General features: G+C 56.1%; 10 protein-coding genes and 1 pseudogene. All 11 read left to right on the top strand.

Annotated features, from left to right (window positions below):
- The first annotated feature begins 65 nt into the window (after window positions 1-65).
- The 11 genes and pseudogenes from VRC33_RS13840 to phnK all read left to right on the top strand — a co-directional run bounded on the left by VRC33_RS13840 (window position 66) and on the right by phnK (window position 13,273).
- Window positions 66-3,173, top strand: a complete 3,108-nt coding sequence (locus tag VRC33_RS13840) for a beta-galactosidase (RefSeq protein WP_338556756.1) — start codon at window positions 66-68, stop codon at window positions 3,171-3,173.
- Between the two features lie 50 nt (window positions 3,174-3,223).
- Window positions 3,224-4,483: an oligosaccharide MFS transporter gene (locus VRC33_RS13835; protein WP_338556754.1), complete on the top strand. Its 1,260-nt coding sequence runs from the start codon at window positions 3,224-3,226 to the stop codon at window positions 4,481-4,483.
- A 791-nt stretch (window positions 4,484-5,274) separates the two neighbouring features.
- Window positions 5,275-7,146: a DUF2235 domain-containing protein gene (locus tag VRC33_RS13830; protein ID WP_338556752.1), complete on the top strand. Its 1,872-nt coding sequence runs from the start codon at window positions 5,275-5,277 to the stop codon at window positions 7,144-7,146.
- On the top strand, window positions 7,137-7,643 hold the full coding sequence (locus VRC33_RS13825) for a DUF2931 family protein (RefSeq protein ID WP_338556750.1): 507 nt from the start codon (window positions 7,137-7,139) through the stop codon (window positions 7,641-7,643). Before VRC33_RS13830 ends, VRC33_RS13825 begins: the two co-directional genes overlap by 10 nt.
- Before the next feature lie 340 nt (window positions 7,644-7,983).
- Window positions 7,984-8,639: pseudogene (locus VRC33_RS13820) on the top strand (DUF2931 family protein).
- A gap of 230 nt (window positions 8,640-8,869) precedes the next feature.
- Entirely contained in the window at window positions 8,870-9,586 is a 717-nt protein-coding gene (phnF, locus tag VRC33_RS13815; protein WP_338556748.1) for a phosphonate metabolism transcriptional regulator PhnF, read from the top strand.
- Complete coding sequence (gene phnG, locus VRC33_RS13810) at window positions 9,586-10,032, top strand: phosphonate C-P lyase system protein PhnG (RefSeq protein ID WP_338556746.1); 447 nt, start codon at window positions 9,586-9,588, stop codon at window positions 10,030-10,032. The genes phnF and phnG overlap by 1 nt, the downstream gene beginning before the upstream one ends.
- Window positions 10,032-10,607, top strand: coding sequence for a phosphonate C-P lyase system protein PhnH (gene phnH, locus VRC33_RS13805; protein WP_338556744.1), 576 nt, complete (start codon window positions 10,032-10,034; stop codon window positions 10,605-10,607). Before phnG ends, phnH begins: the two co-directional genes overlap by 1 nt.
- A complete protein-coding gene (locus tag VRC33_RS13800; protein WP_338556742.1) occupies window positions 10,607-11,680 on the top strand; it encodes a carbon-phosphorus lyase complex subunit PhnI in 1,074 nt (357 codons plus the stop codon). The genes phnH and VRC33_RS13800 overlap by 1 nt, the downstream gene beginning before the upstream one ends.
- Window positions 11,673-12,515 carry an alpha-D-ribose 1-methylphosphonate 5-phosphate C-P-lyase PhnJ gene (locus VRC33_RS13795; RefSeq protein ID WP_338556740.1) on the top strand — a complete coding sequence of 281 codons (843 nt, stop codon included), beginning with the start codon at window positions 11,673-11,675 and terminating at the stop codon, window positions 12,513-12,515. The genes VRC33_RS13800 and VRC33_RS13795 overlap by 8 nt, the downstream gene beginning before the upstream one ends.
- Window positions 12,512-13,273: a phosphonate C-P lyase system protein PhnK gene (phnK, locus tag VRC33_RS13790; RefSeq protein WP_338556738.1), complete on the top strand. Its 762-nt coding sequence runs from the start codon at window positions 12,512-12,514 to the stop codon at window positions 13,271-13,273. Before VRC33_RS13795 ends, phnK begins: the two co-directional genes overlap by 4 nt.
- Window positions 13,274-13,276: the final 3 nt, after the last annotated feature.

Below are 13,276 nucleotides of genomic sequence, written 5' to 3'. Positions count from 1 at the left end.
TCTGTAAAGGCGGCAGTATTAATTATTGTTAAAATGTATAGCGCTAAACAAATTTAAGGATGCCCATGACATTCCCCCTCTCTGCCACAGGCAAAATCGCGTTTAAAGATGTTATCGCCCGTCAGGACTGGCAGGACCCCTCGGTTACTCAGGTCAACCGGCTGGAAGCCCATCCGCGCTTTTTCAGCTGGCGTGATGAAGTTTCCGCGCGTGAAAACCGGGCATCCGCACAAACCCTGTCGCTGGATGGTGAGTGGCAATTCAGCTACGCCACGCGTCCGGAAGCGGTCAATCCTGAATGGCTGAACGGGGATTTACCCGACAGCCGCGCGATAAGCGTGCCGGGGAACTGGCAAATGGCGGGATACGACCGGCCGATTTACACCAACGTGCGTTACCCCATTGATACCGTGCCGCCGCAGGTTCCTGAAGAAAACGCTACCGGCTGCTATTCGCAGATTTTCGAGCTTGATGAAAAGTGGCCTGAGGGGAGTCAGACGCGGGTTATTTTCGAGGGCGTGAACTCGGCATTTTATTTGTGGTGTAACGGTGTCTGGGTGGGCTATTCGCAAGACAGCCGTTTGCCCGCCGAGTTTGATTTGACCCATTTTCTTCAGCCCGGTAAAAACCGCCTGTGCGTAATGGTGATGCGCTGGAGCGCCGGCACCTGGCTGGAAGATCAGGATATGTGGCGCATGAGCGGCATTTTCCGGTCGGTAACGCTGCTGAATAAACCGCTGACCCAGCTTGCTGATGTCCAGATCACCCCGGTACTGGATGCGCTCTGCCGCGATGGCACAATCAATGCGCTGGTAAAAGTCACGGCGCCTGCAGAAAACCTGGCAGGGTTAACCGTGGCGCTTTCGCTGTGGGACGGCGAGCAGGAAATAGCGACCTGCCGTAGCCCGCTGGGGACGCAGGCAATTGACGAACGCGGCAGCTACGCCGAACGCGTGGCGTTTTCGCTTCCCGTCACGACTCCGCAGTTATGGAGTGCAGAGCATCCACACTGCTATCGGGTAGTGGTCGCGCTTTACGATCGGCACGAACAGCTGATCGAAGCGGAAGCTTACGACACTGGTTTCCGCCGCATTGAGATTCAGGACGGATTGCTCAAACTCAACGGCAAGCCTTTACTGATCCGTGGCGTCAACCGCCATGAGCACCATCCTGAACGCGGTCAGGTGGTGACCGAAGAGGATATGATTGAAGATATCAGGCTGATGAAACAGCACAACTTCAATGCGGTACGCTGCTCTCATTATCCTAATCATCCCCGCTGGTATGAGCTGTGTAACCGCTATGGCCTGTACGTGGTGGATGAGGCCAATATTGAAACGCACGGCATGGTGCCGATGAACCGGCTTTCTGACGATCCTCAGTGGTTTGCCGCGTTTTCAGTCCGGGTCACGCGCATGGTGCAGTGCCATCGCAATCACCCCAGCATTATTATCTGGTCGCTGGGGAATGAATCAGGCCACGGCGCAACGCACGATGCGCTCTATCGCTGGATCAAAAGCAGCGATCCCAGCCGTCCCGTACAGTACGAAGGCGGCGGGGCGGATACCGCAGCCACGGATATTATCTGCCCGATGTATGCGCGGGTGGACAGCGATCAAGCCATCCCGGCCGTGCCCAAGTGGGCCATTAAAAAGTGGATTTCTCAGCCTGGTGAACAACGTCCGCTGATCCTGTGTGAGTATGCTCACGCCATGGGCAACAGCCTGGGGAATTTCCATGAATACTGGCAGGCATTCCGTGAGTATCCTCGTCTGCAGGGCGGTTTTATCTGGGACTGGGCCGATCAGGCACTGACCAAAGAATTTGACGACGGCACTACCGGCTGGGCTTACGGCGGCGATTTTGGTGATAAACCCAACGATCGTCAGTTCTGCCTGAACGGGCTGGTCTTCCCCGATCGCACGCCCCATCCTTCGCTGATCGAAGCTAAACACGCGCAGCAATTTTTCCAGTTCTCCCTGCTTGAACAGCAGCCGCTGCGCGTAAAAATCAGCAGCGAATACCTGTTCCGCACCACCGACAATGAAAGGCTGCACTGGCAGATTGAGCAGGGCGGTCAGCCGCTTCACAGCGGTGAAGTAACGCTGAACATTGCCGCACAGGGTGACGTGGTGCTGACACTGGCAGAGACGCTCACGCTTCCGGCCAGCAACGGAGATATCTGGCTGACGCTGCATGTAGAGCAACCTGATCAAACCCCGTGGTCTGACGCGGGGCATCGCGTCGCCTGGCAACAGTTTTCCTTACAGAGCGCCCTGGCACTTCCTGAAGCCCCCGCTGCTGGCAGCGCGCCGGAGCTGGTGGTGCAGGAACAGGCCTTTATCGTGCAGCATCAACAACAGCAATGGACGATCGATCGTCATTCAGGCCAGCTCAGCCAGTGGCAGGTTGATGGCTGCGAACAGATGCTGACGCCGCTGCGCGATCAGTTTGTTCGCGCCCCGCTGGACAACGACATTGGCGTCAGTGAAGTAGAACGCATCGATCCCAATGCGTGGGTTGAACGCTGGAAAAGTGCCGGGTTGTACCAGCTGGAAAGCCAGTGCATCTCCTGCCGGGCAAGTACGGTGAATGAAGAAGTGGTGATCCACAGCCGCTGGCATTACCTGTTCCAGGATTCCGTGCTGATCATCAGTGAATGGCAGATGCGCTTTGACGCACAGGGTCAACTGCATCTCACCGTGAAAGGCGAGCGTGCGGGCAACATTCCTCCTCTGCCCCGGGTGGGCGTGGTGTTCCAGGCACGCAACCAGTCAGACGAGGTGGAGTGGCTTGGGCTGGGGCCGCATGAGAACTACCCGGATCGCCAGAGCAGCGCCTGTTTTTCACGCTGGCGTCAGCCTTTAAGCGCTATGCATACCCCTTACATCTTCCCCACCGAAAACGGCCTGCGTGGCGGCACGCGCGAGCTGAACTGGGGCGGCTGGCAGGTCGGAGGTCACTTCGCGTTCTCGGTGATGCCTTACAGCACTCAGCAACTGATGGAAACCGATCACTGGCATGAGTTGCAGCCGGAGGAGGGGGTGTGGCTGACGCTGGACGGCCTGCACATGGGCATTGGCGGTGATGATTCCTGGACGCCAAGTGTTCATGAAAAATGGGTGCTGCAACAAACCCAATGGCATTACGAATTGACCCTGTCACATCAATAATGCGCCGGGGAGACGCCGTCTCCCCGTATCCCAATACCCAAGGTGATGCCATGAAACTTGCTCTTCTCGCGCCAAGAGAACGCCATAATTTTATCTATTTTATGCTGTTCTTCTTTTTTTATTATTTCATCATGTCGGCTTATTTCCCGTTTTTCCCGGTGTGGCTGACCGACGTTAATCATCTGACCAAAACAGATACCGGCATTGTCTTTTCTTCCATCGCCCTGTTTTCCATTGTCTTTCAACCGGTATTTGGCCTGCTGGCCGACAAGCTCGGCCTGCGAAAACACCTGCTGTGGAGCATCGTCGTTTTACTGATCCTGTTTGCACCCTTCTTTATTTACGTGCTGTCGCCGTTGCTGCAATACAATATTTATCTTGGCGCCTTAGCGGGCGGGATGTATCTGGGGTTCGTCTTCTCCGGGGGATCGGGGGCCGTGGAAGCCTATATCGAGCGGGTCAGCCGCACCAACCGGTTTGAATATGGCCGCGTGCGTGTTTCAGGCTGCGTGGGCTGGGCGATTTGTGCTTCACTGACTGGCGTGCTGTTCAGCATCAATCCCAATATCACTTTCTGGATCGCCTCCGGATTTGCCGTGGTGCTGGCAGTGCTGCTGCTTTTATCTAAACCCGAAGCCAGTCAGACGGCGCAGGTCATAGATAAGCTGGGCGCAAACTCGCGTGGCTTTTCCCTGAAAATGGCCGCAGAGCTGCTGACCATGCCGCGCTTCTGGGGCTTCATGCTCTATGTTGTTGGCGTGGCCAGTATTTACGATGTGTTTGATCAGCAGTTCGCCAACTTCTTTAAAAGCTTCTTCTCTTCGCCTCAGAAGGGCACCGAGATATTTGGCTATGTCACCACCGGCGGCGAGTTGCTGAACGGGTTGATCATGTTTTTTGCCCCATTCATTATCAACCGCATTGGCGCTAAAAATGCGTTGCTGATCGCCGGTGCCATCATGTCCGCGCGCATTATTGGCTCCTCGTTCGCCACCACCAGTTACGAAGTTATCCTGCTGAAAACACTGCATATGTTTGAACTGCCGTTCCTGCTGGTGGGTACCTTCAAATATATCTCCAGCGTGTTTGACCCGCGCCTGTCGGCAACGCTGTTCCTGATTGGGTTTAACTTATCCAAACAGCTTTCTGGCGTGGTGCTGTCGGTGTGGGTGGGTCGCATGTATGACACGGTAGGTTTTCACCAGGCCTATCTGATCCTGGGCTTGATTACCGCCACCTTTACCGTGATTTCGATTTTTGCACTGACCTCCCGGACCGTACAACGTTCGGTGGCGCTGGAGAGCAATTAAGGCACTTCCAGCTGTCACTACTCTCTATCTGAACCGGCTTAAGGCCGGTTTTTCTATGCTGCTCTGTAACCGCATAAAATACTCACCGCTATGTTGACGTCCTTATTGAAAGTGAAGAAGCAGCCATTTCATCATCTGCCGTTACTGCACAACTTTCATACGCATAATAATTCCTCTTCAGGCATTTGGTAAAACGAACTCAGAAATTTCGTTAATGCTCAGGTGTAGCTTTTGGTCTTACTGCCTAAACCATGGTAAGGCAAGGGAAATTATGGCGTTAATATTTACAGGATTGTTCAGCATCATGTTTGCTTTCCGCGTTAACCGGAGGCTGACGCTCAGTGAAAAAAACTAACGTTGAGCAATATTGTCCTGATCTGACGCCACTTTTAATGGCCTCAGATGCCCTTTTGTCAGCTGTTCTGCCAGCGTAAAGGAATAATGGCCGGGCATATCAATATGTCCATAACCAGGCGGGGACCGGAAAAATGGGGAACAGGATGATTACCCTTAAATTCAGGAAGACGGGAAAGCAGCTGAGCGCGTCCGGATGACGGCATTAAATTTTGGTTAAGTGATTACTTCTGGTTACTATACGCACTTAACCCACAAGGAAAAGAGGGATTTGATATGGAAATACAGTACTCCCACGAACTTACCCCAGAAATGCTGTCGGCATTTGAATCGTCACCCTTCACCACTGAACAATTCGCCGGAATGGGCAAGGTCAGGAAAATAGTCCGGGCAGGAACAGTTCCCTCTGACGGCTTTTTAAAATAAGGATACTGGCGATGGCAACAGGATATTTTCTTCGTCTTGGTGACAAAACTACCTGTGGTGGTCAAATCCTGACGGGCGATCAGTCATTCAGCTGGTATGGCGTTGCCGGTGCCCGTGAGGGGGATCTGGTATCCTGCGGTAAACATCCGGGGGCTTATGAAATTCATGGAGGCGTTTACGATATGTGGGACGAGGGGCGTGCGCTGGCCGGGTCGCTGGATAGCGTCAGCGGCTGCCCCTGTCGGTCACAGCTTATCCCTTCCATTACGGACAGCTATGAAAAAGAGTCGACCCAGGCTGTAGGATCTCTTTCAGTTCCTACGGCAGATGCCACACAATTCGGGCAAAGCGCCCGGCATAAAGACGAGCCGGAGCAGCACGCGCAGGCGGCGAAGAAAAAGAAACGTGAGATCACGCTGACCATTGGCGTATTTTTCGACGGCACCGGCAACAACGCGGATAACAGTGCAGACCGTCAAAAGGCCTGCACCGGTGAGCATTTTGGGATGAATGATGCAGACGCTCAGTCTGCTTTAATTCAATGCACCCGGATAAAGCGGGGTCACAGCGGCACCGCAGCCGGCAGTTATCTCGGCTATTACACCAACGTGCACTGGCTCAATACGCTGTATACCACCGATTTCCCCGATGACGGAACGCAAGGGCAGCAGGCGATTTATATTGAGGGGATCGGCACGGAAAGCGGGGAAGGTGACAGCGCCTACGGGATGGGCACCGGTCGGGGTAACACCGGCGTGGTGAGAAAAACCGACAAGGCGGTCACCGCGCTGGTTGCCGCTATCAAAGACTATTTAGCCAGGCCATCCGAAACAGATGTCGGACTTATCAGGGAATTGCAGTTTGATATATTCGGGTTCAGTCGCGGCGCGGCGGCGGCGCGGCATTTTGCCAACCGGGTATTCAGTCAGGACAGCGCGATTATTGCGGCGATTAAGAGCGGACTGGCTGGCACTGAATTTTCCGGTACGCCCGGCGGTAAAACCCGCTTTCTGGGGATATTTGACACCGTGGCCGCTATCGGAACGCCGGTTAACGGCCTCAACCCGCACAGTGCGGACACCGGCGAGGTTAATCTGGTGCTGCGCCCGGGCGTTGCGGAGAAGGTTTTCCACATCACCGCGCAGCACGAGTGCCGTTTTAACTTCGCGCTGAACAGCGTAAAACCGGCGTGGCCGGAGCTGGCGCTGCCCGGTGTACACTCTGATATTGGCGGCGGCTACAACCCTGACGAGCATGAAGCCTGTTTTCTGACCCGACCGCAGTTTCAAACCGTGCCGCTTTCCACCCCGGATACGGAAACGCGAATTTACCGGCAGACCTGCATGCAGCTTAAAGCGATGGATGGTTATCCGGCGATATCGCCGCTGCTGAATGCGGTGGCGGTGAGTGCGGATACCTGGCATGACGGCAGAATGCCCGCCGACCGCTACGGCACGCTGCAAAAGCGCAGCGGCGCGGCGCTAATCATCGACAGGCCGACGCGTAACGACTGGTCGAAGGTGGTGCTGCGGGTAATGCTCGACGCGGCGCAGGATGCGGGTGTGGTATTCGATCCTATACAGCCTAAAGATGACAATCTGTCATTGCGATCTGAGTTAAACAGCCTGTGTGAAAAAGCGATAGTGATGGGTCGTGCCATCCGTAGCGGTCAGTCTGCTACCGGATTCACCACCCCGGAAATCCATGCGCTGGCGGAACGCTATCTGCACTGCTCGGCCAACTGGAACAGCGTGATAAGAGACGGTCAGGGAATGGTCACCGGGGCGGTCAAACCGGCGAAGCTGGTGACCTTTACCAACCGACCGGACGTGCGCTGGCAGCGGACGGTCTACGATATGGATGGGAATAAAACATGGAAATAACCCGTCTGGACGGGCTGCTTTCGGTACTGGCGCTGACGGCCTGCCACGGTGCGGTCCAGCCTGACGCTGCTGCCGTCAAAATCGATGTGCCCAACGAGTGGAAATTTAATTTTTTCACGCCTAAGGCACTGCCCGCAGTGGTAACGTTTGCCGTTGTCCTGGGGACTGATGGGACGATTTATCGCTTTAATACTCTCGACAGCACGAAGGCCCTGAATGGCGTGATTGGTGAATGGAACGATAGTGCTCGCGCCCTCAACGGGCACTGGAATCACGTTGATAGCGCCCCAAAGCATATTCTTTTTTGCTGGGACTCGGTGATAGATAAAAAGGTGTATGAAACCCACCTGACCCTCCCTGAGAGCGTTGTGGAAAAAATGCAGAATCCTGATGGGGAACATTATCCACACAATGCCGTGCAAATTGGACTGGCTCCGGAAGGAAAGGTGGCTGTCTGGTTAAGTGGGGTAGCCAGGGGGAACTTAGTTATCGCGTAACGCCATCAGTTATGAAAACAGTGTCTGGAGATAAACTGGATATTTGCAAAGGAATAACGCGGTTTTCTAACGGCTATGAGTACGGAAAAGATATAAAAGATTTTATCAAAGGGAAAAAATATCCTTACGGTAGTTGGTAAGCAACTTATTAAACCCAGGAGGATCTTCCCAAGATTCTCCTGGGGCTTGGTGGTCAATTTTTAGCCTTAACGAACAGCGTGGTGCGGGACGGTCAGGGAATGGTCACCGGGGCGGTCAAACCGGCGAAGCTGGTGACCTTTACCAACCGACCGGACGTGCGCTGGCAGCGGACGGTCTACGATATGGACGGGAATAAAACATGGAAATAACTCGTCTGGCAGGGCTGCTTTCGGTACTGGCGCTGACAGCCTGCAACGGTGTCGGTCAGCCCAATGCCGTTGCCGCTAAAAGCGATGTGGCCACCGAGTGGAAATTTGATTTTTTCACGCCGAAGGCGCTACCTGCGCTGGTGACGTTTGCCGTTGTTCAGGATGCTGACGGAACGATTTATCGGTTTAATACGCTGAACAGTACCCCCGCTCTGCCTAAAGTTATCGGTGAGTGGAATGACAAGGATCGCCCCCCGGAGGCTACTGGAATCATGTTGAGCGTCCTCCTAAACATATTCTTTTTTGCTGGGATTCCATCATTGATAAAAAGGTGTATGAAACGCATCTCACTTAATCCGCAGCCGTTGTGGAAAAGATGCGCAGTCCCAGCGGGAAAAGTGATCCGTATAATAATGCCTATGACACCTTGCAAATTGGTCTGGCACCGGAATGAAAGGTGGCTGTCTGGCTACAGGGCATAGGATTTGAGCCTAATTATCGTGTAACGCCATCAGTTATGAAAACAGTGTCTGGAGATAAACTGGATATTTGCAAAGGGATAACCAGGCACCCTGATGGATATAAATATTACGGTGACACTCCTGGTTTTATTAAGGGTAAAACATATCCCTATGGTAACTGGTAAGGCCACTGACAAGGAGCCGTACAGGGTCCTTTAAGTACTGTCGAAATCTCTTAACGTGAGTTTTTGTTCCACTGAGCGTCAGACCCCTTACCAGCCAAATTCATCTCCCGGACACGGCGCGTTAACCGCGCTGTCATATTCTCACGCCAACATACCTGCATTGAAAAAGTCAGGTCGCCGGGTTTTGCCTCAGCGTCCTGAGCCTCCTCCCGGTGATTGAGGATTTTTATATGCAGAACCTGTCCAGACATCCGACCACTGTATATCAGGCTATCGCCGCCCAGCTGGAGGCGGAGCTGAGCCACCAGTATCGCTGTGGCGAATACCTTCCTTCTGAAAAACTGCTCGCTGAGCGTTATGCGGTGAACCGCCACACGCTGCGCCGTGCGGTGGATGAACTGGTCAATAAAGGCCTGGTTCAGCGCCGTCAGGGCGTGGGCATTCTGGTGCTGATGCGCCCGTATAACTATCCGCTGCATGCTCAGGCCCGCTTCAGTCAGAACCTGATGGAGCAGGGGAGCCATCCCACCAGCGAGCGTCTGCTGGCCGTGCTGCGGCCCTGCAACGCAGAAATTGCGGCAGCGCTTGGCTGCGTGGAAGGCGAAACGGTGATTCATCTGCGGACGCTGCGCCGGGTTAATGGCGTGCCGGTCTGCGTGATCAACCATTACCTCGCTGACCTGAGCTGGTGGCCGACGCTGCAAAAATTCAACAGCGGCTCGCTGCATGACTTTATGCAGCAGGAACTGTCGCTCTCTTTATCACGTAAACAGACCCGAATCACTGCGCGCCGCGCCCAGGCAAAAGAGAGCAGGCTGCTGGAAGTAGCGCTGAACTCTCCGCTGCTGAGCGTGCGCACGCTGAATATCACCGGCGACAGTCAGCTGGCGGAATACTCCGTCAGCCTGGCGCGTGCCGATATGATCGAACTGACGCTGGAGCATTAATGGACGCACTCAAGGCAAGACAGCGCTGGCTTTCCGTTCTCGCCCACAGCCAGCCTGCACGGCTGCTGGCTCACTGGCAACCGCTGAATCTTCACCCGCACTATGAGCGTCTGCGCGCACCCGAAACCGGTCTGACCCGGTTGCAGGCGCGGATGGGCGGCACCGGTCGTCGCTTTATTCTGGGGGACACCACCGTGACCCGCGCCGTGGTGCGGCTGGAGGGGGGCATCTGTGGCTACAGCTACGTGCTCACCCGCAATAAAGAACACGCTGAACTCTGTGCCCTGCTGGATGCCCTGCTGCAACAAAGCAGCAGCGCGGAGCTGATACAGCAAAAAATCATCACGCCGCTGGCCGCCGCGCGCCAGGAGCAACTTACCCTGCGCGCCCGCGAAATCGCCAGCAGCCGTGTCGACTTCTTCACCCTTGTCCGGGGAGACAACTGATGACCTTACTGGCCAGCTTTACCCATCCTGTAGCCGATTCACAACAGGCCTTCCGCCGTATCCTCAAAGCGATGAGCGAACCCGGCGTGATGGTTTCCCTGCCGCAGCTTCCCGCGTGGGGAATGGCTTCTTCCGCTGCAACCGCCGTACTGATGACGCTGGTGGATCGTGAAACGCCGCTGTATCTGGACAGCACGCTGAGCAATGAAGCACTGCTGACCAACCTGCGTTTTCATACCGGTGCGCCAGTGACTGAGCAGACGGACGCGCCCTTTGCTTTGCTTCATGCTAAATCCGATACCCCCATTCAGCAGTTCTCGCCCGGCGATAACCTCTCGCCCGAGAAAAGCACCACCATCATCATTGAAGTCCCCAGCCTCAACGGCGGCCTGACGCTGCGCCTCAGTGGACCTGGCCTGATGGAATCCCGCGCCATTGCGCCGCAGCTGCCGGAAAGCGTGCTGCAATATCTGCGCGAGCGCCCGCACAGTTTCCCGCAGGGAATCGACCTGATCTTCACCTGTGGGGAAAACATGATGGCGCTGCCACGCACCACTGATGTGAGGGTCTGCTGATGTACGTTGCCGTCAAGGGGGGCGAGAAAGCGATTGAAGCCGCGCATCAACTCCAGGAAAGCCTGCGCCGGGGAGAGGGCAGTGATGAACTTCAGTGCCAGCAGATCGATCGGCAACTTGGCCTGGCGGTGGATCGCGTGATGACCGAAGGCGGTATTCACGATCGTGAGCTGGCTTCGCTGGCGATCAAACAGGCCAGCGGCGATCTGGTTGAAGCGATCTTCCTGCTGCGTGCCTACCGCACCACGCTGCCTCGCCTGGCGGACAGCCTGCCGCTGGCGACGGAAAACATGCGTCTGGAGCGACGCATCTCGGCGGTTTATAAAGATCTGCCCGGCGGCCAGGTCCTTGGCCCGACGTATGACTATACCCACCGTCTGCTGGATTTCGCGCTGCTGGCGGAAGGCAAAGCCCCTCAGGCCCCGCGTGCTGAACAGCCGCTGGATGAACACTGTCCGCATATGTTTGAGTTGATGACTCGCGAAGGGCTGGCGGTGAAAGAGCAGGATGATGGCAGCGAGCCGGCAGACATTACCCGCGAACCGCCTTCCTGGCCGGCACCGCGTTCCGCGCGGCTGCAACAGCTGGTGCGGGGCGATGAAGGGTATCTGCTGGCGCTGGGCTACTCCACCCAGCGTGGCTACGGACGGACTCACCCTTTTGCCGGGGAAATACGCACCGGCTATGTCACGGTGGAGATTGAGCCGGAAGAGCTGGGTTTCCCGCTGGAGATTGGTGAAATCCTGCTGACCGAGTGCGAAATGGTCAATGGCTTTACCGCACCTGCCGACCAGGCGCCGCATCTGACCCGTGGCTATGGTCTGGTCTTTGGCCGTGCCGAACGTAAAGCGATGGCGATGGCGCTGGTCGATCGCGCCCTGCAAACCGACGAGTACGGCGAGCGCGTTACCAGCCCGGCGCAGGATGAAGAGTTCGTGCTGGCGCATGCTGACAACGTGGAGGCGGCGGGCTTCGTCTCACACCTCAAACTTCCGCACTATGTTGATTTCCAGGCCGAGCTTGAGCTGCTCAACCGCCTGCGTGCCGACTATCAGGAGAAGCACCGTGACTGAACTCAGCGGTTACAACCCCGGTTACCTGGATGAGCAGAGCAAACGCACCATCCGCCGCGCCATCCTTAAGGCGGTGGCTATTCCTGGCTATCAGGTGCCGTTTGGCGGGCGCGAGATGCCGATGCCCTATGGCTGGGGAACGGGCGGGATTCAGCTTACGGCCAGCGTGATTGGCGAACACGACGTGCTGAAGGTGATCGACCAGGGCGCGGATGACACCACCAATGCAGTTTCCATCCGCCGCTTCTTTAAGCGCGTGAGTGGGGCAGCCACTACGGAACGCACGGTGGATGCAACGCTGATCCAGACGCGCCACCGTATTCCGGAAACGCCGCTGACCGAAGATCAAATCCTGATTTATCAGGTGCCGATCCCGGAGCCGCTGCGCTTTATTGAACCGCGTGAAACCGAGACCCGCACCCTGCACGCGCTGGAGGAGTACGGCATCATGCAGGTCAAGCTGTATGAGGATATCGCCCGCTACGGCCATATCGCCACAACTTATGCCTATCCGGTAAAGGTCAACGATCGCTACGTGATGGACCCGTCGCCGATCCCGAAATTTGATAACCCGAAAATGCATATGATGCCCGCTTTGCAGCTGTTCGGTGCGGGCCGGGAAAAGCGTATCTACGCTCTGCCGCCCTACACCAAAGTGGAGAGTCTGGATTTCGACGATCATCCGTTCACCGTGCAGCAGTGGTCTGAACCCTGTGCGATTTGCGGTTCGCGCGACAGCTATCTGGATGAAGTGGTGCTGGATGACCAGGGATCCCGGCTGTTTGTCTGTTCCGATACCGATTACTGTCATCAGCAACAAGAGGCACAGGCATGATTGGCGAAAAACCGCTGCTGGCGGTCAACCAGTTAACCCATCTTTACGCGCCAGGCAAAGGCTTCAGCGATGTGTCGTTTGAACTTTATCCGGGCGAAGTGCTGGGCATTGTCGGGGAATCCGGCTCCGGTAAAACCACGCTGCTGAAGACGATTTCAGCCCGCCTGGCACCGCAGCAGGGCACCATTCTCTATCAGGGCGAGGATCTCTACGCGCTGAGTGAAAGCGAACGCCGCCGTCTGCTGCGTACCGAATGGGGCGTGGTGCATCAGTATCCGATGGATGGCCTGCGGGCGCAGGTTTCTGCCGGGGGAAATATCGGTGAACGGCTGATGGCAGTGGGCGAGCGTCATTACGGCGCAATCCGCGAGACCGCAGGCAAGTGGCTGCAGGATGTGGAGATCCCCCTGGCGCGCATTGACGATCTGCCCGGCACTTTCTCCGGCGGGATGCAGCAGCGCCTGCAAATCGCCCGCAATCTGGTGACGCATCCGAAAGTGGTCTTTATGGATGAACCCACCGGTGGGCTGGATGTTTCGGTGCAGGCCCGCCTGCTGGATCTGCTGCGAAGCCTGGTGCGGGATCTGAATCTGGCGGTGGTGATTGTGACTCACGATCTCGGCGTGGCGCGCCTGCTGGCACACCGGCTGCTGGTGATGAAAGAGGGCGAAGTGGTGGAGAGCGGTCTCACCGACCGCGTGCTGGACGATCCGCATCATCCCTACACGCAGCTTCTGGTTTCTTCGGTGTTGGGCTAATGA

The sequence above is a fragment of the Erwinia sp. E_sp_B01_1 genome, from assembly GCF_036865545.1.
Taxonomy (GTDB): Bacteria; Pseudomonadota; Gammaproteobacteria; order Enterobacterales; family Enterobacteriaceae; genus Erwinia.
This window is presented reverse-complemented; position numbering and strand designations above follow the sequence as displayed.